Origin of the sequence: Micromonospora sp. NPDC047557, from assembly GCF_043205095.1 — a bacterium.
Lineage (GTDB): Bacteria > Actinomycetota > Actinomycetes > Mycobacteriales > Micromonosporaceae > Micromonospora.
The window spans coordinates 29,136-49,278 of sequence record NZ_JBIDDK010000012.1; the positions used below are offsets into that span (position 1 = coordinate 29,136).

Genomic DNA, 20,143 nt, shown 5'->3' on the forward strand with positions numbered 1-20,143 from the left:
ATGATCGTGCGGATGTGGGAGGCGCGCGCCGAGGCGTACGGCGTCGCCGACCTGATCACCTGGGTGTGCGACACCGCCCTGCCGGAGTTGGAGCACGACCCTCTGCACGTGTCGAGCGAGGTCTTCTCGTCCACCGACCACCGTGTCGTGGTCATCTCCAAGTGGCGCAGCAGCCCGCGTCCGCTGCCCGATCCACCCGCCCTGCTGGTGGCCCGCGCCCCGCACTCCTGGGATTTCACCCAGGTGGACCGCTGACGGGGGCCACCAGAGGCGGTGATCAGCTGCGGCGCAGCATCCGGTAGGTGGCGATCCCGCCGGTGCCGAGCGCGGCGAGGAAGACCAGCCAGACGACGGTGCTGCTGACACCGACCTGCGGTCCGGCGTTCGCCCCCGCGGCCGCCAACAGGCCGTCCTTGCCCGGGGCGGGCAGCGCGGCCGGCGGCAGTTCGGGCCACCGGACCAGTCCGGTGGACTCCAGCATCTGCATGTGATGCGTCACGAAGCCGGTGGCCTCCTCGCAGAGCTTGCGGACGGTGGCGTCCCGGGTGCTGGCCCGTACCGCGCTGATCACCGGGAGAATGCTGCCGTGGGCGACCCGGAGGCGGGTTACGAAGATCTGGTCGAACCGGGCGCCGGAGGCGTCCTTCATCTCCTGCAGCCAGCCCTTCTGTTGGGCCGTCGGCTCGCTCGGGATGGTCGCGCCCAGCTTGTTGGCCGCTTCCACGACGAGTTCGTCGAGCCGCTGGTGCTCGCCGGCGATGCCGGCGCCGATCTCCCTTACTTTCGCCGACTGTCCCTTCTCGGCGGCCATCTGGCCGGCCGGCATCTCCCACAACCCGGCCAGCCGCACCCCGTTGAGCAGTGTCATGTCGGCGGCGTTGAGCTGTCGCCCGCCGGCGGGGGCGGCGATGGCCACTCCGGGCAGGACACCGACCCCCGCGACGATCGCGATGAGCAACATCGCCGCGCGGTGCATCCGGTTGCCCGGCCGGCGACGGGCGGATCTGAGCGGTGCCATGTCTGCGGTGCCTCCTCGGTCCGGACCAAACGCGTCTGGACCGGGCAGCCGCACCCTGGCGGCCGCCCGTCCGCCCACTGGTACGGACTGATCGTCCGATCAGTTCATCGGCGCGGCCAGTCGATGTGCGAACCGGGGCGCGCAAGGGCTGCGCGTGCGGCGTGGATCAGCGGGTGAGGGCGAGGAAGCCGCCGAGCAGCAGCAGGGTGAGCGCGGCGACGGCGAAGAGCACCAGCAGCTCGCGGCGGCCGTGTCCGATCGGGTCGCCCCCGCCGGCCGTCGCGGCGGCGGGGTCGGGCAGGGCCGGCAGGTCGCGGGTCAGCGCGGCCAGGTCACCGAGGGTACGGGAGGCCCAGACCGCGCCGGCCCGCTCGGAGAACTCGTCCAGCGTGAGCCGGCCCTCGGTGGTGTGCCGGTGCAGCTCGGCGACCACCCGGTGGCGGTCGTCGTCGGAGGCGCGCAGCTCGACATCCACGCCGGACAGGGTACGCGGGTCAACCCACGTCGAGGGGGTCGGCGAGGAGCCGTTCGAAGGCCAGTTCGGCGGCGCCGATCAGCGGCGCGTCCTCGCCCAGTTTGGGGGTGCGCAACCGGACGTGTTCCAGGCAGGCGCCGAGGGCGTTGGAGTTGAGTCGACTGCGGATCTGGGCCGCCGCGGCGAGGTAGAGGTCCCGCATGGTGCCGCCGAAGATGACCATCTCGGGGTTGAAGACGTTCACCAGGTTGGCCACCCCGAAGCCCAGCCAGTCACCGGCCTTGCGGACCGCCGTCTGGGCGCGGGCGTCTCCGCGGTCGGCGGCGTCGAAGACGGCCAGCAGCGCGTCGCGGCCCCGGGCGTCGGATCGTCCGGCCGCGCGGAGCAGGCCGTGCTCGCCGATCTCGGTCTCCCAGCAACCCCGGGCGCCGCACTCGCAGGGCATGCCGTCACGGACCACCTTCATGTGGCCGACCTCGCCGCCGTACCCGCCGTGTCCGGTGAGCCGACGTCCGCCGGCGATGATGCCGGCGCCGACGCCGACGTCGCCGTACAGGTAGATGACGTTGTCGCAGCCGGCCGCGACCCCCCGGGCGTGCTCGGCGAACGCCGCCACGTCGGCCACGTTGCCGACCGTGACCGGCACATCGAGGCCCAGTTCGGCGCCGAGCGCGGCGCCGATCGGCTGGTCCACCCAGCCCGTGGTGGGGCCGAGCCGGACCAGGCCGTCCTCACGGCGGACCATCCCGCAGACCGCGACGCCGGTGCCGACGCAGATCGCGTCGGCGGGCACCGCCTGCTGCATCTCCTTGACCGCACCGGCGAGCAGCGGCGCGGCCTCGGCGGCCAGCAGCCCGCGCGGTCGGTCCAGCTCCCGGCGGTCCAGCACCGCGCCGCCCAGGCCGACCCGGGCGGCGCGCAGTCGGTCCACCTCGACGGAGTACGCGTACGCGTAGACCCGGGCCGACTCGGGCCGGACGACAATGGACGGTCGTCCGGCCCGGCCGGTCTCCTTCGGTGTTCCCTCGCTGACCAGTCCGACGCCGGCCAGGTCGGCGGTGAGCGCGCCGATGGTGCTCCGGTTCAGCCCCAGGGTGGTGGTGAGTTCGGCGCGGGTGGTCGCCCCGTGCACGTGCACGTGCCGCAGCAGGGCCCCGAGGTTCTGCCTCCGGACCTCCTCCTGGCTGGGTGCCGGGCGCATGCTGGCGCTACCTCCCGCGCAGTCAGCGGGTGCCGGTGGCTGCCGCGCGACGGCGGGAGAGCGCGTCGACGCTGGCGGCGAGCAGCAGCACGACGCCGGTGACCACGTACTTGACTCCCGCGCTGTACCCCATCAGGCCCATTCCGTTTTCGATGACCGCGACCACCGCGCCTCCCAGGACGGCGTCGAGGACGCGACCCTTGCCGCCGAAGAGGCTGGTGCCGCCGATCACCGCCGCGCCGACCGCGTAGAGCAGTACGTTACTGCCCCCCGTGTTCGGGTCGACCGAGTTGGCCCGGCTGGCCGCCACGATGCCTCCGACGGCTGCCATCGACGAGCAGATCATGAAGACCGAGATCCGGATGCGGTCGACGCCGATGCCGGCCCGGCGGGCCGCTTCCCGGTTGCCGCCCACGGCGTAGATGTGCCGGCCGTAGCTGGTGCGTTGGAGCACGAAGGTCCAGATGACCAGCAGCACCGCGATGATCGGCACCACGATCGGTACGCCCTTGAGCGAGCTGATCAGGACGTTGCGGCTGCGCTCCAGGTTGAGGACGTACACGGCCGTGCCGAGGATGATGGCGAGCCCGGCGATCCGGAGCGCCACCACGGCGATCGGGTCGGTGATCAGGCCGCGGGCCACCCGGTTGCGGTGACGCAGCAGTTGCACCGCCGCGTAGCCGACGACCGCGAGGATGGCAAACGCCCAGCCCAGGGCGGGGGTGAGGTTGCGGTTGGCGATGGCGACCAGCACGTTGTCGCGGACGGAGATGTTGGTGCCCTCCTTCACCAGCAGCAGCACGATGCCCTGGAAGGCGAGGAAGCCGGCGAGGGTGACCACGAAGGACGGGATACCGACCTTCGCGACGAGCATGCCGAGGCTGGTGCCGATGACCAGGCCGGTGGCGATCGCGGCTAGCACGGCGACCCACCAGGGGTAGCCGAGCACGGTGACCACGTTGGCCAGCACCGCCGCGCAGACGCCGCTGGCGAAGCCGGCGGAGAGGTCGATCTCGCCGAGCAGCAGCACGAAGACCAGACCCATCGCGATCAGCGTGACCGCGGCGCCCTGGGTGAAGAGGTTGGCGAAGTTGCCGGCCGACAGGAACGACGACGGCCGCATGACCGCGAACACGGTGCAGAGCACGATCAGGCCGAGCACGGCCGGCAACGCGCCGACGTCGCCACCGCGTACCCGACTCAGGTAGTTGCGGGCGTGCCTCCCGACGGTCGGCGGCGGTGTGACGGCCGCCGGGCCGTCCTTGCGCACGGCGGTGGTGGTCATCGGACGCCTCCTGAGATCGAGTCGGCCGGCTGCGGGCCGTCGCCGTTGCCGCCCGGGTCGGTGGCGAGGCCGAGCCCGCCCGAGCGCCCGGCGGTGATCAGCTCAACCACCTGGGCGTGAGTGATGTCGGTGGTCTTCACCTGGGCGACCATCTGGCCGAGGTACAGCGCGGCGATCCGGTCGGAGACGGCGAAGACGTCGTTCATGTTGTGCGAGATGAGGACCACGGCCAGGCCGTTGTCGGCGAGGCGACGGACCAGTTCGAGGACCTGGGCGGTCTGTGCCACACCGAGCGCCGCGGTCGGCTCGTCCAGGATGACGAGCTTGCTGTTCCAGAGCACCGCCTTGGCGATGGCCACGGTCTGGCGCTGACCGCCGGAGAGGCTGGACACGTGCTGGCGAAGCGAGGTGACGGTACGGATGGAGAGCCCTGCCAGGGTCTCGGCGGCGAGCTGTTCCATGGTCGGCTCGTCCAGGACGATGCCCCGGTGCTTCTCCCGGCCGAGGAACATGTTCTGCACGATGTCCAGGTTGTCGCAGAGCGCGAGGTCCTGGTAGACGACCTCGATGCCGAGGGCGGCGGCGTCGCGGGGACTGCCGATGTGCACCTGTTCGCCGTTGAACAGGACCTCACCAGCGTCGGTGGGGTAGATGCCGCTGATGCACTTCACCAGGGTCGACTTGCCGGCACCGTTGTCGCCGACCAGTGCGGTCACTTCGCCCGGGTGGACGGTCAGGGCGACGTCGCGGAGCACCTGGACGGGACCGAAGCTCTTGTCGATCCCGCGGAGCTCCAGCAGGGGGGTCGCGGACACGGGGGTCTCCTTCTTAAGGGAGGGTCGGGGCCCGTCCGGCGGGCGCCGCCCGGCACGGGAGGGGTGCTCCCGTGCCGGGCGGCGGTGGTCGTCCCGGCGGGTACTGCGGCGTCGGTCAGCTGATGCCGGCGTCGGCGCAGGCCTTCGCGTACGCCGCGGTGCAGACCTCTTCCTTGGTCACGTAGCCGTCGGCGATGACGTCCTTGATGGTGTCCTTGTAGATGGCCTTCGGGGTGAGCAGCACCGAGGGGACGTCGCGGCCACCCTCCGGGTCCTTCACCGTCTGGCCGGTGTCCTTCTTCTCGCCCTTGGCGAGCGCGATGGCCAGGTCGGAGGCGGCCTTGGCCTCTTCGCGGACGGCCTTGTAGACGGTCATGCACTGGTCACCGGCGAGGATGTTCTGCAGGCCCTCGGTGCTGGCGTCCTGGCCGGTCACCGGCACCTTGCCGTTGAGCTTGTTCTTCTTCAGGATCGAGATGGCCGCGTTGCCGAGACCGTCGTTGGCGGCCAGCACACCGTCGATCTTGCCGTTGGCCTTGGTGAGCTGCTGCTCGAAGATCGTCGCGGCCTGCGCGTTGTCCCAGGCCGGCACGGCGTCCTCGGGTCCCTTGACGTACTCCTTGGAGTCGAACTTCGGCTTGAGCACCGAGTCGTAGCCGGCCTTGAACAGGGTGGCGTTGTTGTCGGTGGGGGAGCCGTTCAGGTACGCCACGACGGGGTTCTTGGCGTTCTTCTCAGTCAGGCACTTCGACAGGCCCTCGCCCTGGAGCTTGCCGACGGTCTCGTTGTCGAAGCTGACGTAGTACTGGGCGGAGCCGCCCAGGGTGAGCCGGTCGTAGTCGATGGTGGCGACACCCTGCGACTTGGCCTTGTCGAGCACGGCCTTCCCGGTGCCGGAGTCCAGGTTGACGATCATCAGGGCGGTGACGCCGCTGGTGATCATCTGGTCCGCGATGGTCTGGAAGGCGGTCTTGTCGTTCTGGGCGTTCTGAATGTCGTACTTGACGCCGGCGGCCTTGAACGCCTCCTCCAGGAATCTGCGGTCCGCGGTCTCCCACCGGGCGGAGGACTTGCTGTCCGGGAGGATGACGCCGATCTTGGGGGTCTTGGCGGAGCTGGGCTTGTCGGAGCCGGAGTCGTCGCCGCAGGCGGTCAAACCGCCGGTCGCGAGCAGGCCCACGGCGGCGATGGTGAGGATCCCCTTACGCATGTGCAGGGTCCTTTCGGAGGTGGGGGAGGTGTTGTTTTGTTGTGTCCGGCAACGTATTTCGCGTCACACTGGTCCCACAAGACCGCGCAGGTGCCAAGTTGTTGGAAGCCATAACAATTCAGCAACGCGACTGTTACTCCCCGGGTATCCCACGCGGGAGTCGACGTAACGACTGTCGTCAGTGGGTCTGCAACGGCGCGGTGCGGGCGTCGGTCAACGCCACCAGATCCGCCGCGGCCAGTTCGAGCTGCAGACCGCGTCGACCAGCCGAGACGTAGATCGTCGGCAGATCCAGCGCGGATTCGTCAAGCACGGTGGGCAGACGCCGCCGCTGTCCGAGCGGGCTGATCCCGCCGCGCACGTAGCCGGTGGCCCGCTCGGCGACCGCCCGGTCGGCCATCGTCGCCCGCTTGCCGCCGACCGCCGCCGCGAGCGCCTTGAGGTCCAGCTCGCCGGTGACCGGGACGACCGCCACGGTCAGGGCGCCGTCGACCTCGGTCACCAGCGACTTGAACACCCGCTCCGGTGCCACGCCGAGCGCCTCGGCGACCAGCGCGCCGTAGTTCGGCGCGTCCGGGGAGACCCGGTACGGATGGGTGCGATACGCGATCCCACGCTTGACCAGCAGCGCGGTCGCCGGAGTGCCCTGTCCCGCCACACCGACGACGCTAGTGGACCGGGTGGCCGACCAACACGGTCGGTGCCCCGGCCGTCCGGGTGAGCACCAGGCTCGCCGCCTGGTCGCCGGCCAGCCGCAGATCCCGCCGCAACTGCTCCGGGGTGAGCGCGGAGCCCCGCTTGAGGATCTCCACCCGGCCCACCCGCCGTTCCCGCAGCAGTGCCCGCAGGCGCTTGAGGGAGAACGGCAGGACGTCGGTGATCTCCAGGCACCGGGCGTACGGGGTGGGGGTTGGCCGGTCGGCGTAGAGGTAGGCGATGCTCGGGTCGCCCAGCGTGGCGTCCAGCTGGTCGGCCAGTTCGGCGACGAGGTGCGCGCGAACCACGGCCGGGTCCGGGTCGTACAGGTAGCGGCGCGGTGGCCCGACCGGCGCCTCGGTGGCGCCCGCGCCGGTGAGCTGGAAACGGTGCGTCTCGGCGCCCACCTGCCGGTAGAGCGTGGCGCGGCGGGGCACCTGGGCCAGGTCACCACACCAGAGCGCGGCCTCGACCAGGTCGCCGTCCACGCCGACCCACTCCGCCTCCGCGCCGGCCGGGATGAGCGCGTGGTCCAGGCCCGGGGCCACCTTCACCACCGTGCGCGGCACCCGCTCGGCGAGCCCGGTCACGAAGTCCCACGGCGGCGAGTAGGCACGCGGGTCGAAGATCCGCCGACCGGTGCCGCTCGTCCGTCGGGCCGGGTCACAGAAGACGCCGTCGACCCGGGAGACGTCGAACGCGGTGGCGTCGCCGCACTCGACCGTGAACAGCTCGGCCAGCCCCGCGGCGGCGGCGTTGGCGGCGGCCATCGCGGCGGTCACCGGGTCGGCTTCCACCCCGTACACCCGGATGCCGGCGCGGGCGGCGGCGAGCGCGTCGGCGCCGAGGCCGCAGCCGAGGTCGGCCAGCGTGCGCACGCCGGCCGCGCGCAGCCGCTCGGCGCGGCGGTCCGCGACGACCCGGCGGGTGGCCTGCTCCAGCCCGGCGCGGGTGAGGAACATCCCGGTGGCGGCCGGGCCGAACTTGCCGACCGCCCGGTGGCGCAGCTCGGCCTGGGTGAGCGCCGCCGCGGCCAGCGCGGGCGGCACCCCGCCGGCGCGTAACGCCGACGCCGCCGCCAGTGGATCACCGCCGGCCAGCCCGGCCGCCGCCGTGAGCGCGGCCGACCCCTCGGGGGTACGCAGCGCCGCCAGCTGATCGAGATCCACCCGGCCATTCTCCCGGCTGACGCGGAAATACCGGCTGGCGGGGCGCGACGCGCTGGCACTCTCCTTGACGGAGTGCTAGCCACGGAATAACCTGCGATTAGCACTCTCACCCTGAGGGTGCCAGCTTCCGGGTCTCGCGACCCGGGTGCGCACGCCAGGCGGACCGGCACCCGCGACGACGGCCCCGCCCGGTGGCATGAGGCAGATTGACGCTGGTCAGCCCCGCTGGCCGGCAACGAAACCAGTACCCCAGGAGGGTATGCCCGTGACTACCGCGACCAAGGTTGCGATCAAGCCGCTCGAGGACCGCATCGTGGTCCAGGCGAACGAGGCTGAGACCACCACGGCGTCGGGCATCGTGATCCCCGACACCGCCAAGGAGAAGCCGCAGGAGGGCACCGTCCTCGCTGTGGGCCCGGGGCGCGTCGACGACAACGGCAACCGGGTTCCGGTTGACGTGCAGGTCGGCGACACCGTCCTCTACTCGAAGTACGGCGGCACCGAGGTCAAGTACGCCGGCGAGGAGTACCTGGTGCTCTCCGCCCGCGACGTCCTCGCGGTCATCGAGAAGTAAGCAACCGATCAGTGTCGCTGCCCCGGTCCGGCTCGCCGGGCCGGGGCAGCGACGCTTCGAAGGGACATTCATGGCGAAGATCCTGAGCTTCTCGGACGACGCCCGGCACCTGCTCGAGCACGGTGTCAACGCCCTCGCAGACGCGGTCAAGGTCACCCTCGGCCCGCGCGGGCGCAACGTCGTCCTGGACAAGAAATTCGGTGCGCCGACGATCACCAACGATGGTGTGACCATCGCCAAGGAGATCGAGCTCACCAACCCCTACGAGAACCTCGGCGCGCAGCTGGTCAAGGAGGTGGCGACCAAGACCAACGACGTCGCCGGCGACGGGACCACCACCGCGACCGTGCTGGCGCAGGCGATGGTCCGTGAGGGCCTGCGCAACGTGACCGCCGGGACCAACCCGGCCGGCCTCAAGCGGGGCATCGACGCGGCGGCCGCCAAGGTCTCCGAGGCGCTGCTCGGCCGGGCCGTCGAGGTCGCCGGCAAGGAGTCGATCGCGAACGTGGCGACGATCTCCGCGCAGGACGCCACCATCGGCGAGCTGATCGCCGAGGCGATGGAGCGGGTCGGCCGCGACGGTGTCATCACCGTCGAGGAGGGCTCGATGCTCACCACCGAGCTGGACGTGACCGAGGGTCTCCAGTTCGACAAGGGCTTCATCTCGCCGAACTTCGTCACCGACCTGGAGGGTCAGGAGTCCGTCCTGGAGGACGCGTACATCCTGGTCACCACCCAGAAGATCTCGGCGATCGAGGAGCTGCTGCCGCTGCTGGAGAAGGTCCTGCAGAACAGCAAGCCCCTGCTGATCATCGCCGAGGACGTGGACGGTCAGGCGCTCTCCACCCTGGTGGTCAACTCGCTGCGCAAGACCCTCAAGGTCTGCGCGGTCAAGGCCCCGGGCTTCGGTGACCGGCGCAAGGCCATGCTCCAGGACATCGCGATCTCCACCGGCGCCGAGCTGGTCGCCCCGGAGCTGGGCTACAAGCTCGACCAGGTCGGCCTGGAGGTGCTCGGCAGCGCCCGGCGCGTCGTGGTCGACAAGGAGAACACCACGATCGTCGACGGCGGCGGCCAGAAGGCCGATGTCGAGGACCGCGTCTCGCAGATCCGCAAGGAGATCGAGGCCTCCGACTCCGACTGGGACCGGGAGAAGCTGGCCGAGCGGCTGGCGAAGCTCTCCGGCGGCATCGCCGTGATCAAGGTGGGCGCGGCGACCGAGGTCGAGATGAAGGAGCGCAAGCACCGCATCGAGGACGCCATCGCGGCGACCAAGGCAGCGGTCGAGGAGGGCACCGTGCCCGGCGGCGGCGCCGCCCTGGTGCAGATCCTCCCGGTGCTCGACGACGACCTGGGCTTCACCGGTGACGAGAAGGTCGGCGTCTCGATCGTGCGCAAGTCGCTCGTCGAGCCGCTGCGCTGGATCGCGCAGAACGCCGGTCACGACGGGTACGTCGTGACGCAGAAGGTCGCCGGCATGGAGTGGGGCAACGGCCTCGACGCCGCCAAGGGCGAGTACGTCGACCTGGCCAAGTCCGGCATCATCGACCCGGTGAAGGTGACCCGCAACGCGGTCACCAACGCCGCCTCGATCGCCGGTCTGCTGCTCACCACCGAGAGCCTCGTGGTGGAGAAGCCGGAGCAGGCCGAGCCGGCCGCCGCCGGTGGGCACGGCCACGGTCACGGCCACCAGCACGGCCCGGGCTTCTGATCCGGTAGCGACACCCGTTGCGGGGCACACCGTCGTACGGCGGTGTGCCCCGGTTCGTCTGCGCGATCATTACCAAGCGCTGACATGGTTGGCGACCCGGCGAGATGATCGCGCACACTGGGCCGATGAGCACCACGTCACGGCGGTACGCCGCGCTGGCCGGAGTGACCGCCGCCGCCGTCGCGATCGGGATCGCGGAGCCGGTGGCGGTGCTGACCGGCCCCCGGTCGGCGCCACTGGTCGCGGTGGGCGGGGTGGTCGTCGACGCCGTCCCCGAGCCGGTCAAGCAGTTCGCCATCGACGTCTTCGGCACCGCCGACAAGATCGCCCTGCTGATCGGAACGGCAGTGCTGCTGGCCGCGTTCGCCGCCCTGCTCGGGATGGTCGCGGTCCGCCGGCTGGCCCTGGGCCTGGCTGGCATCGCGGCGTTCGGCGTCGTCGGTGTGGCCGCCGCGCTGACCCGTCCCGGCGCGGACGTCTTCGACGCGCTGCCGTCGCTGGTCGGTGGCGGGCTCGGCGCCCTGGTGCTCTGGCTGTTCATCGCCGGCCCGTTCGAGCTGGACCCCTGGCCCTGGACCCCACCCGCCGCCTCGCGCTCGGCAACCCCGCTGCCGCCCGCCGGCCTTGGTGAGTCGCCGGTGTCGTCCGCGGGAGCTGCCGGGCGGCCGGCTGCCGGTCCTGGTGAGAGGCCGGTGTCGCCCGCCGGGCCGACGGAGGGCCGGCCGGTCCCGGTGAGCCCCGCCGCCCCGCCGGTTCCGGTGAGCCCCGCCGCGCCAGTCGCGACGGTCGATCCGGAGTCGCGCCGGCGGTTCCTGACCGGCACCGGCGTGCTACTCGGCACGGCCGCCGTGGCGGGTCTCGGCGGGCGCTGGCTGGCCGGTCGGCGCGGTGTGTCCGCCGCCCGGGACGCGATCCGGCTGCCCGCGCCGGTCGCCCCCGCGCCGGCCGTGCCGGCGGGCGCGGACCTGTCGCTGGCCCAGCTCGCGCCGTACGTCACCCCGAATCTCGGGTTTTACCGGATCGACACCGCGCTGGTGGTGCCGCAGGTGGACCCGGACACGTGGCGGCTGCGCATCCATGGCCGGGTGGGCACCGAGCGCACCTACAGCTACGCCGATCTGCTGGCCCGGCCGTTGGTCGAGCGGTACGTCACGCTGGCCTGCGTCTCGAACGAGGTCGGTGGGGACCTGATCGGCAACGCCCGCTGGCTGGGCGTACCCCTGCGGGAGCTGCTGGACGAGGTGCAGCCGGAGGAGGACGCCGACCAGGTCGTCGGCCGGTCGGTCGACGGTTGGACCTGTGGCACCCCCACCGCCGCGCTCCGCGACGGACGGGACGCGCTGCTGGCGATCGGCATGAACGGCGAGCCGCTGCCGGTCGAGCACGGGTTCCCGGTCCGGATGGTGGTGCCGGGCCTCTACGGCTACGTGTCGGCCTGCAAGTGGGTGACCGAGCTGGAGCTGACCCGGTTCGCCGACTTCGACGCGTACTGGGTGCCGCGTGGTTGGTCCGCCCAGGGCCCGATCAAGACCCAGTCGCGCATCGACGCGCCGCGACGGCGCAACCGGTTGACCGCCGGTCCGGTGACGGTGGCCGGTGTGGCCTGGGCGCAGCACCGGGGCATCAGTCGGGTCGAGGTACGCGTCGACGACGGCCCCTGGCAGGAGGCGCAGCTCGCTTCGACGGTGTCGGTGGACACCTGGGTGCAGTGGTCCTGGCGCTGGGACGCCACGCCGGGCGAGCACCGGCTCCAGGTCCGGGCAACCGACGCGACCGGCGAGACCCAGACCGAGCGCACGCAGAGCGTCGCCCCCGACGGCGCCACCGGCTGGCACACCGTCCCAGTCAACGTCCACTAACCCCCCACCCCAGACCCCTGGTGATCATGAAGTTATTGCCTCGATCGACGGCGTGTCGGGGCAATAACTTCATGATCGACGGGGGTGGGTGGGGTGGGGGTGGGGTGGGTGGGACGCGGGAACCGCGCTCCCGCTGGGCGGGAGCGCGGTTCGCGGTGTTCGGGGTGGGTGCCGGGTCAGGCGACGTTGCGCTGGGCCGGGACCGTCGACTTGTGCGGGCGGCCCAGTCGCGCCTCCAGGCGGGCGACGTCGACCCGGATCTGCCGGCGGTCGGCCAGGTCCTCCCAGCCGACGGCGAGCAGGCGCAGCCGCTCCGACTCGCTGAAGCCGCCCCAGACGCCGTACGGCTCGCGGACCGACAGGGCGTGCGCGGCGCACTCGGCGCGGACCGGGCAGGCCCGGCAGACCGACTTGGCGGCGGACTCCCGGCGCAGCCGGGAGGAGCCCCGCTCCCCGTCCGGGTGGAAGAACTGGGCGCTGTCCCGGCCCCGACAGGCACCGAGCCGCTGCCAGTCCCAGAGATCGACGATGGGTCCGGGCAGTCTACGTACGTTCGACATCAGCACCCCTCCTCCCGCGCGGCACCGCGAGACTCTTGTGGCCGGCTTCCGGGCGGCGGGCCGCGCAGGCGCACCGTTCCCGGCCTGGACCTCCGGTACCCGGGCCGCTGCCGGCTCACACGTGTGTGATCCAAAACGTCTGGCAACTTGCGGCTTTCGCCCTATCTGTCGGAAAAGTTCAGATGATTGCCGGGAACCCCCTCCCCAGCCGACGCCGTCATGGTCTGCTCGTGTGCGGAGAGGAGACCACTACAGTGCGTACCGTTCTTGTGTGCGTTCGGACACCGCTCGCGGCTCAGCACCTCACTTCTGCTGCCGCGCGGCTGGGGTTGTCCGCGATCGTCCGTACCGCCGTCTCCGATCCCGAGGTGATGCTGCGGCTCGCCGAGCGCCCGGCCGACGTGGTCCTGGCCGACACGGCTCTCACCCGGCCGGACAGCGCGGGTTTCGTCCGCCGGGTGCTGGCCCGCGCGCCGCAGGCCGCGGTCCTGCTGCTCGGCGCCGAGGAGTCCGAGGCCGCCGCCGCCACCATCAGCGCCGGCGCCCGGGGTCTCATCCAGAACGCCGACCACGACCTGACCAGCGCGGTCGCCAAGGCCCTGCTGCTGCTCACCGCACCCGGCCGAGCCTCCCGACAGCGGGTCACCGACCCGGCCCGGGACACCGCGGCGGTCGGTGGGTCGGGCCGCTCCGCGCCATCGGTACGCGGCTCCGCCGAACCCGGCTGGACGGCCGCGCCCGGCGACGGGTCGCCGGGCATGCCGTCGGTGCCGGTGCAGCGGGGTGACGACGAGGTCGACTCGGCGACCGACGGGTCGGCCGCCGGCCAGACCGACCCGGCCCGGCCCGCCCCGAGCGCCCGCCCCAACCGGGCGTCGATCGGGCTCACCGAACGGGAACTCCAGGTGCTGCTGGGCATGGCCGAGGGCAAGAGCAACGCGGAGATCGGCCGGGAACTGTTCGTGTCCGAGGACACCGTCAAGACCCATGCGCGACGGCTGTTCCGCAAGCTCGGCGCCCGGGACCGCGCCCACGCGGTCGCCGCCGGCTTCCGTGCCGGCCTGGTCTCCTGACCCACGCGGCCCCGCCCCCGGCGGGGTCAGCCAGCGGTCACTCGCCGGTGGTGGTGGTGCCCGGTTCGTCCTCGGTGCCCTCGGTCAGGGTGTCGTGCACCCCGTCGGCGTATCCACGGGCGTAGTCCCAGGTCACGTAGTGGTCCGGGTCCGGGTCGTACGCCGGCTCGTGCACCCGGGGCCGCCCCGAGTTGAGCAGGTGCCGCAGGTTGCCCCGCAGCAGGTCCCAGTCGAAATAGTGCGGTTCCCGGCAGTCCTCGCATTCGATGACCAGCCCGCGCACCCCGATGGGCGCCAGCAGGGCCTGGTAGATCTCCAGGTCGGCGAGGTCCTCCAGCACATCCTGCCGCTCGACGTCGGTCAGCGGATCCGGCGTCGCGTCGTCGCCCGGGTCGTCCAGGCCCGCGGTCGGGTCGGCCGGGTCGCCGTTGAACGGGTCGATGGGCTCGTCGTGCACCCCCTCACCGTAGACCCAACGCGGCGCGAACGTCCGCCCCCCGGCACCGCGCCCACGCGGCCGCCGCCGAGCCAGGTCGCCCAGGTCACTGGGTACGATAGGACGACGTGCCGGCACCGTGGCGTGTTCCGGTGCCCGCCCGCGCCACCTCGCTGAAGCCCATCCGAGCAGCTCAGGGGAGCAATCGTGGAAAATTCGCCCAGCACCGATCTTCCGGCCGGTGTCGAGCACGCCGATCTGGGCGGCCACCTGCCCGAGCTGCCCGCCGGCTCGGCCCGGGTCGTTCCGCTCGGGCTCACCTTCGATGACGTGCTGCTCCAGCCGGGCGAGTCGGACGTCGTCCCCAGCCGGGTCAACACCCGGACGAAGCTCACCCGCGGCATCGAACTGACCGTTCCGCTGCTCTCCAGCGCCATGGACACGGTCACCGAGGCGCGCATGGCGATCGCCATGGCCCGCCAGGGTGGCATCGGCGTGCTGCACCGCAACCTCTCCGTGGAGGACCAGGCCCTCCAGGTCGACCTGGTCAAGCGCTCCGAGTCCGGCATGATCACCAACCCGGTGACCGCCAGCCCGGACGACACCCTGCGCGAGGTCGACGAGCTGTGCGGGCGCTACCGCATCTCGGGTGTCCCGGTGGTGGACGGCGATGGCCAGCTGGTCGGCATCGTCACCAACCGCGACATGCGTTTCGTCTCCGAGCCGAACACCCCGGTCCGCGAGATCATGACCCGGACGCCGCTGGTCACCGCCACGGTCGGGGTGAGCAAGGACGACGCGCTGGCGCTGCTGCGTCGCCACAAGGTCGAGAAGCTGCCGATCGTGGACGACTCGGGTCGGCTGCGCGGGCTGATCACCGTGAAGGACTTCACCAAGAGCGAGCAGTACCCGAACGCCACCAAGGACGACGCGGGCCGGCTGCGGGTGGCCGCCGCCGTCGGTGTCGGCGAGGATTCGTACAAGCGGGCCCGCACGCTCGTCGACGCCGGCGTGGACGTGCTGATCGTGGACACGGCGCACGGGCACCAGCGGGCGGTGCTGGACATGGTCCGCCAGCTCAAGAAGGACGTCACGATCGACATCGTGGGCGGCAACGTGGCCACGTACGCCGGTGCGCGGGCGCTGGTCGAGGCCGGCGCCGACGGGATCAAGGTGGGTGTCGGCCCGGGCGCGATCTGCACGACCCGGATCGTCGCCGGAGTCGGCGTTCCGCAGATCACCGCGATCATGGAGGCGGCCCGTGCCGCCCGCCCGGCCGGCGTCCCGGTGATCGGCGACGGCGGCATCCAGTATTCGGGCGACATCGCCAAGGCCCTGGTCGCCGGCGCCGACACGGTGATGCTCGGCAGCCTGCTGGCCGGCTGCGAGGAGAGCCCCGGCGAGCTGATCTTCATCAACGGCAAGCAGTACAAGGCGTACCGCGGGATGGGCTCGCTCGGCGCGATGCAGTCCCGGGGGCAGGCCAAGTCGTACTCGAAGGACCGGTACTTCCAGCAGGACGTGCTCGCCGAGGACAAGCTGGTCCCCGAGGGTGTCGAGGGGCAGGTGCCCTACCGGGGCCCGCTGTCCGCGGTCGCCCACCAGCTCACCGGCGGGCTGCGGGCCGCGATGGGGTACGTCGGCGCGGAGAGCATCCCCGAGCTGCACCGACGTGGCCAGCTGATCCGGATCACGGCGGCGGGGCTCAAGGAGAGCCACCCGCACGACATCCAGATGACCGTCGAGGCGCCCAACTACCACTCCCGCTGACCATCCCCCAACAACCTGGAGTCCCCCATGCGTGACGTGGTCGAGATCGGGCTGGGCAAGACCGCGCAGCGCGGTTACCACCTGGACGACATCGCCATCGTGCCGAGCCGCCGGACCCGGGACGTCGACGACGTCTCGACCGCGTGGCAGCTCGACGCGTACCCGTTCGGCATCCCCTGTGTCGGGCACCCCTCGGACGCCACGATGAGCCCGTCCTCGGCGGTCCGGCTCGGTCAGCTCGGCGGTCTCGGCGTGCTCAACGTCGAGGGGCTGTGGACCCGCTACGAGAACCCGACGAAGGTGCTGGAGGAGCTGGCCGGCCTCGACGAGGAGGCTCGCGCCACCAAGCGGCTCCAGGAGGTGTACGCCGAGCCGATCCGCCCGGATCTGATCGCCGAGCGGGTCCGCGAGCTGCGCGCCGGTGGCGGCACGGTGGCGGTGCGGGTCTCCCCGCAGCACACCCTGGCGCTGGCCCCGGTCATCCTGGACGCCGGGGTGGACATCCTGGTCATCCAGGGCACCATCGTGTCGGCCGAGCACGTGTCGACGACCGACGAGCCGCTGAACCTCAAGGAGTTCATCGCCGACCTCGACCTGCCGGTCATCGTCGGCGGCTGCACCGACTACAAGACGGCCCTGCACCTGATGCGTACCGGCGCGGCCGGCGTGATCGTCGGCATCGGCGGTGACGAGTGGTCGACGACCGAGTCGGTGCTGGGCATCCGGGTGCCGATGGCCACCGCGATCGCTGACGCCGCGGCGGCCCGTCGGGACTACCTCGACGAGACCGGCGGCCGGTACGTGCACCTGATCGCCGACGGCGACATCCAGACCTCAGGTGACATCGCCAAGGCCCTGGGCTGTGGCGCGGACGCGGTGATGCTCGGCGAGCCGTTGTCGCTCTGCGACGAGGCGCCCGCCGGCGGTGCCTGGTGGCACTCGGCGGCCAGCCACCCGTCGCTGCCCCGGGGCGCGTTCGAGGTCGCCGGTGAGCCGCTCGGGTCGATGGAGCAGCTGCTCTTCGGCCCGGCGGACGAGGCCGACGGTCAGCTCAACCTGTTCGGCGGGCTGCGCCGGGCGATGGCCAAGTGCGGCTACCGCGACCTCAAGGAGTTCCAGAAGGTCGGCCTGGTCCTCGACCGCTGACGAGTCGACGCTGAAAGGCCGGCTCCGCGATCCTGCGGAGCCGGCCTTTTGTCGCCTGCCGCGAGGGGGGGTCGCCCTCGATACGGCCATCGGACGACGTGTCGCTGGCTACGCTCGTTCCTGACCGGGGATGGCGTAGAAGGAGTCGTGCATGGTCCTGAGCGGACGCACACCGTCCCGCCGCCGGCTGGCCGCCGCCCTCACGGTGCTGAGCTGCGTCGTCACGCTGACCGCCGCCGGCTGCACGGGCGACGACGACGACGGGTTCCGACCCGGCGCCGCGGACGTCGGCGACCCGTACGTGCCGGGCCGTGGCAACGGCGGCTACGACGTCACGCACTACGGGCTGGACGTCCGCTACGACCCGAAGACCGACCGGCTCACCGGCCGGGCGACGATCACGGCGACGGCCACCCAGGATCTGTCCCGGTTCAACCTGGACCTGGTCGGCCTGGATGTCGGCGCGGTCACCGTCGCCGACGAGCGCGCCAAGCATCGCCGCGACGACGGCGAGCTGGTGGTGACCCCGCGCGACCGGCTTTCGCGCGGCCGGGCCTTCACCGTGGCGGTCGACTACGCGGGGGTGCCCACGGTGACCGACGGTGAGCTGGGCAGCGGTGGCTTCCTGCACACCGACGACGGGGCGATCGCTCTCGGTCAGCCCGACTCGGCGGCCACCTGGTTCCCGGTCAACGACCACCCGTCGGACAAGGCCAGCTACGACATCGCGGTGACCGTCCCGGACGGACTGTCCGCGCTGAGCAACGGGGTGCCCGGGCCGAAGAGCAGCGCCGACGGGTGGACCACCTGGCGCTGGTCGGAGCACACCCCGATGGCCAGCTATCTGAGCACCCTGGTGATCGGAAACTATCGGGTGGTCAACGGCGAGCACGCGGGACGACCGCTGGTCACCGCGGTCGCGGCGAGCCTGCCGGCGAACGGTGGGGCGGCCGGCTCACTGGCCCGCACCGGCGAGATCGTGGACTTCCTGGCCAGCCGCTTCGGCCCGTACCCGTTCGACGCGTACGGCGGGATCGTGGTCGCCGACGACCGGATCGGGTACGCGTTGGAGACCCAGTCCCGGCCGGTCTACGGGCCCGCCTTCTTCACCGACGACCATCCCAACCCCGGCGTGGTGGCACACGAGCTGGCCCACCAGTGGTTCGGCGACAGCGTTTCCCTGCACCGGTGGAGCGACATCTGGCTCAACGAGGGCTTCGCCAGCTACGCCGAGTGGCTGTGGGAGGAGCACGACGGCGGCCGGACCGCGCAGCGCAACTTCGAGCTGCAGTACGCGTCTACCGACTGGTCCCAGCCGTCGGTCGAGCCGGGACGGGAGCGGATGTTCGGCACCGCCGTCTACAAGCGCGGCGCGCTCGCCGTGCACGCGCTACGCCGGACGGTCGGTGACGACATCTTCTTCCGCATCCTGCGTACCTGGACCACCGAGCGGGCGGGCGGCACCGCCACCACCTCGGACTTCGTGGCGCTGGCCGAGCGGGTGGCCGACCGGCAGCTACGGCCGCTCTTCGACGCGTGGCTGGTGGGGGGAGCGGCACCGACCCTGCCGTGACGGCCCCGTGATCATCTGTCGATAGGCTGCCGCCTGCGATCAGGCAGGAGCGCCGGTCGCGCGGGGTGGCGAGGCCCCCCGCACCGGGTGTACGGGGAGGGTTCGTGATGCGGGGAACGCGGCGCAGGCTGCGGGTGGGTGCCGGTCTGCTGGTGACCGGGGCGCTCGTACTGTCCGGATGCGACTCGTCCACGAAGGAGGCCGCGGCCCCGACGCCGAGCGCGTCCCCGACGCCGTCGCGGACCTTCACCGCCGGGGCGGCCGGGCTCGGGGACGCGTACTTCCCGACGTATGGCAACGGCGGGTACGACGTCGGGAAGTACACCGTGAAGGTGCGCTACGACCCGGCGAAGGACCAGCTGACGGGTACGGCGACCGTGCAGGCCACGGCGACGGCGGACCTGTCGACGTTCAACCTCGACCTGGCCGGTCTGACAGTCAAGACGGTCACCGTGGACGGTGCGCCGGCCACGCACAGCCGGGACAAGAACGAACTGGTCATCAAGCCGGCGGCCGGCCTGATCACGGGCAACGGGTTCGTCGCGGAGATCGCGTACGAGGGGGTGCCGAAGCCGCTGAAGAACGAGGTGCTCGGCGAGGGCGGTTTCCTGCACACCGCCGACGGCGCGATCGCGCTGGGTCAGCCGGAGTCGGCGAGCACCTGGTTCCCGGTCAACGACCACCCGTCCGACAAGGCCGCGTACGACTTCGAGGTCACCGTCCCGCAGGGCCTGACCGCCGTCAGCAACGGCGTGCCGGGCGGCAACACCACCAAGGACGGCTGGACCACCTGGAAGTGGTCGGAGAAGTCGCCCATGGCCAGCTACCTGAGCACCGTGGTGATCGGCAAGTTCCGGATCACCACCGGCCAGCACAAGGGGAAGCCGGTCTACAGCGCGGTCACCACCAAGGTGGCCAAGGGCGCGTCGGACGCGTCGATCGCGCAGACCGTCAAGGTGGCCGACTACCTGGAGAGCGTCTTCGGGCCGTACCCGTTCGACGCGTACGGCGGCGTGGTCGTCTCGGACAGCCGGATCGGGTACGCGCTGGAGACGCAGAGCCGCCCGGTCTACTCGGCCGGCTTCTTCCGGCGTGGCGAGAACACCGAGGTGGTCGCCCACGAGCTGGCCCACCAGTGGTTCGGCGACAGCGTGGCGCTGGCCAAGTGGGAGGACATCTGGCTCAACGAGGGCTTCGCGACGTACGCGGAGTGGCTGTGGGCCGAGCACACCAAGCAGTACACCGCGAAGCAGGCGTTCGACATCCGCTACCAGCGGGTGCCGGCCACGGTGTGGAAGACCCCGCCGGGCAAGCCGGGGGTTAAGGACCTGTTCAGCGAGTCGGTCTACCAGCGTGGCGGGATGACCCTGCACGCGCTGCGGGTGGCCGTCGGCGACAAGGCGTTCTTCCAGATCGTCAAGACCTGGGCGGCGGAGAAGCGCAACGGAATCGCCACCACCGCTGAGTTCGTGGCCCTCGCCGAGCGGATCTCCGGCAAGCAGCTCGACGCGCTCTTCGAGGCGTGGCTCAACGGCACCAAGAAGCCCGCCCAACCCAAGAAGCTCTGACCCC

The 20,143-nt window shown here is 71.6% G+C and carries 18 protein-coding genes and 2 pseudogenes; 10 read left to right on the forward strand and 10 right to left on the reverse strand.

Going from position 1 to position 20,143, the window contains the following annotated elements; translation table 11 throughout:
* Positions 1 to 255 (forward strand): hypothetical protein, encoded by a 255-nt coding sequence (locus tag ACGGAQ_RS24395; protein WP_039906914.1) that lies wholly within the window; start codon positions 1 to 3, stop codon positions 253 to 255.
* A 22-nt stretch (positions 256 to 277) separates the two neighbouring features.
* On the opposite strand, the gene ACGGAQ_RS24400 is transcribed toward ACGGAQ_RS24395, so the two are convergent.
* From ACGGAQ_RS24400 to ACGGAQ_RS24435, 8 genes are all read right to left on the reverse strand, one after another.
* The gene (locus ACGGAQ_RS24400) at positions 278 to 1,018 is read right to left on the reverse strand and encodes a DUF4142 domain-containing protein (protein WP_393052749.1); all 741 of its coding nucleotides are present in this window, start codon (positions 1,016 to 1,018) and stop codon (positions 278 to 280) included.
* A 166-nt stretch (positions 1,019 to 1,184) separates the two neighbouring features.
* Positions 1,185 to 1,493, reverse strand: coding sequence for a DUF1707 domain-containing protein (locus tag ACGGAQ_RS24405; RefSeq protein ID WP_393052751.1), 309 nt, complete (start codon positions 1,491 to 1,493; stop codon positions 1,185 to 1,187).
* A 19-nt stretch (positions 1,494 to 1,512) separates the two neighbouring features.
* The gene (locus ACGGAQ_RS24410) at positions 1,513 to 2,694 is read right to left on the reverse strand and encodes an ROK family protein (protein WP_387184319.1); all 1,182 of its coding nucleotides are present in this window, start codon (positions 2,692 to 2,694) and stop codon (positions 1,513 to 1,515) included.
* A gap of 22 nt (positions 2,695 to 2,716) precedes the next feature.
* Positions 2,717 to 3,979: a sugar ABC transporter permease gene (locus ACGGAQ_RS24415; RefSeq protein ID WP_387184322.1), complete on the reverse strand. Its 1,263-nt coding sequence runs from the start codon at positions 3,977 to 3,979 to the stop codon at positions 2,717 to 2,719.
* Positions 3,976 to 4,794: an ATP-binding cassette domain-containing protein gene (locus ACGGAQ_RS24420; protein ID WP_393052753.1), complete on the reverse strand. Its 819-nt coding sequence runs from the start codon at positions 4,792 to 4,794 to the stop codon at positions 3,976 to 3,978. Before ACGGAQ_RS24420 ends, ACGGAQ_RS24415 begins: the two co-directional genes overlap by 4 nt.
* A 115-nt stretch (positions 4,795 to 4,909) precedes the next feature.
* Positions 4,910 to 6,004, reverse strand: coding sequence for a sugar ABC transporter substrate-binding protein (locus tag ACGGAQ_RS24425; RefSeq protein WP_393052755.1), 1,095 nt, complete (start codon positions 6,002 to 6,004; stop codon positions 4,910 to 4,912).
* A gap of 178 nt (positions 6,005 to 6,182) precedes the next feature.
* Complete coding sequence (gene ybaK / locus ACGGAQ_RS24430; protein ID WP_393052757.1) at positions 6,183 to 6,662, reverse strand: Cys-tRNA(Pro) deacylase; 480 nt, start codon at positions 6,660 to 6,662, stop codon at positions 6,183 to 6,185.
* Between the two features lie 10 nt (positions 6,663 to 6,672).
* The gene (locus ACGGAQ_RS24435) at positions 6,673 to 7,869 is read right to left on the reverse strand and encodes a methyltransferase domain-containing protein (RefSeq protein WP_393052758.1); all 1,197 of its coding nucleotides are present in this window, start codon (positions 7,867 to 7,869) and stop codon (positions 6,673 to 6,675) included.
* A gap of 259 nt (positions 7,870 to 8,128) precedes the next feature.
* Between ACGGAQ_RS24435 and groES the strand changes: the two genes are divergently transcribed.
* The 3 genes from groES to ACGGAQ_RS24450 all read left to right on the forward strand — a co-directional run bounded on the left by groES (position 8,129) and on the right by ACGGAQ_RS24450 (position 12,013).
* Positions 8,129 to 8,443 carry a co-chaperone GroES gene (gene groES / locus ACGGAQ_RS24440; protein ID WP_030330046.1) on the forward strand — a complete coding sequence of 105 codons (315 nt, stop codon included), beginning with the start codon at positions 8,129 to 8,131 and terminating at the stop codon, positions 8,441 to 8,443.
* A 70-nt stretch (positions 8,444 to 8,513) separates the two neighbouring features.
* Entirely contained in the window at positions 8,514 to 10,154 is a 1,641-nt protein-coding gene (groL, locus tag ACGGAQ_RS24445; RefSeq protein ID WP_393052760.1) for a chaperonin GroEL, read from the forward strand.
* A 125-nt stretch (positions 10,155 to 10,279) separates the two neighbouring features.
* Positions 10,280 to 12,013, forward strand: a complete 1,734-nt coding sequence (locus ACGGAQ_RS24450) for a molybdopterin-dependent oxidoreductase (RefSeq protein ID WP_393052762.1) — start codon at positions 10,280 to 10,282, stop codon at positions 12,011 to 12,013.
* 176 nt (positions 12,014 to 12,189) lie between these two features.
* Here ACGGAQ_RS24450 and ACGGAQ_RS24455 read toward each other — a convergent pair whose 3' ends face one another.
* Positions 12,190 to 12,573 carry a WhiB family transcriptional regulator gene (locus ACGGAQ_RS24455; protein WP_234589302.1) on the reverse strand — a complete coding sequence of 128 codons (384 nt, stop codon included), beginning with the start codon at positions 12,571 to 12,573 and terminating at the stop codon, positions 12,190 to 12,192.
* A 254-nt stretch (positions 12,574 to 12,827) separates the two neighbouring features.
* Between ACGGAQ_RS24455 and ACGGAQ_RS24460 the strand changes: the two are divergent.
* Both ACGGAQ_RS24460 and ACGGAQ_RS24465 read left to right on the forward strand, forming a co-directional pair.
* Positions 12,828 to 13,368 (forward strand): annotated as a pseudogene (locus ACGGAQ_RS24460) (helix-turn-helix transcriptional regulator); the annotation flags it as partial.
* A 74-nt stretch (positions 13,369 to 13,442) separates the two neighbouring features.
* Positions 13,443 to 13,646 (forward strand): annotated as a pseudogene (locus ACGGAQ_RS24465) (response regulator transcription factor); the annotation flags it as partial.
* Positions 13,647 to 13,683: 37 nt separating this feature from the next.
* On the opposite strand, the gene ACGGAQ_RS24470 reads toward ACGGAQ_RS24465, so the two are convergent.
* Positions 13,684 to 14,103: a DUF5319 domain-containing protein gene (locus ACGGAQ_RS24470; protein WP_393052764.1), complete on the reverse strand. Its 420-nt coding sequence runs from the start codon at positions 14,101 to 14,103 to the stop codon at positions 13,684 to 13,686.
* 186 nt (positions 14,104 to 14,289) lie between these two features.
* Between ACGGAQ_RS24470 and guaB the strand changes: the two genes are divergently transcribed.
* The 4 genes from guaB (at position 14,290) to ACGGAQ_RS24490 (ending at position 20,139) form a co-directional block, all read left to right on the forward strand.
* The gene (gene guaB, locus ACGGAQ_RS24475; RefSeq protein WP_393052765.1) at positions 14,290 to 15,852 is read left to right on the forward strand and encodes an IMP dehydrogenase; all 1,563 of its coding nucleotides are present in this window, start codon (positions 14,290 to 14,292) and stop codon (positions 15,850 to 15,852) included.
* A gap of 27 nt (positions 15,853 to 15,879) precedes the next feature.
* Positions 15,880 to 16,998 carry a GuaB3 family IMP dehydrogenase-related protein gene (locus ACGGAQ_RS24480; protein ID WP_007465086.1) on the forward strand — a complete coding sequence of 373 codons (1,119 nt, stop codon included), beginning with the start codon at positions 15,880 to 15,882 and terminating at the stop codon, positions 16,996 to 16,998.
* Positions 16,999 to 17,149: 151 nt separating this feature from the next.
* The gene (locus ACGGAQ_RS24485) at positions 17,150 to 18,571 is read left to right on the forward strand and encodes a M1 family metallopeptidase (RefSeq protein ID WP_393052767.1); all 1,422 of its coding nucleotides are present in this window, start codon (positions 17,150 to 17,152) and stop codon (positions 18,569 to 18,571) included.
* Positions 18,572 to 18,678: 107 nt separating this feature from the next.
* Entirely contained in the window at positions 18,679 to 20,139 is a 1,461-nt protein-coding gene (locus ACGGAQ_RS24490; RefSeq protein WP_393052769.1) for a M1 family metallopeptidase, read from the forward strand.
* Positions 20,140 to 20,143: the final 4 nt, after the last annotated feature.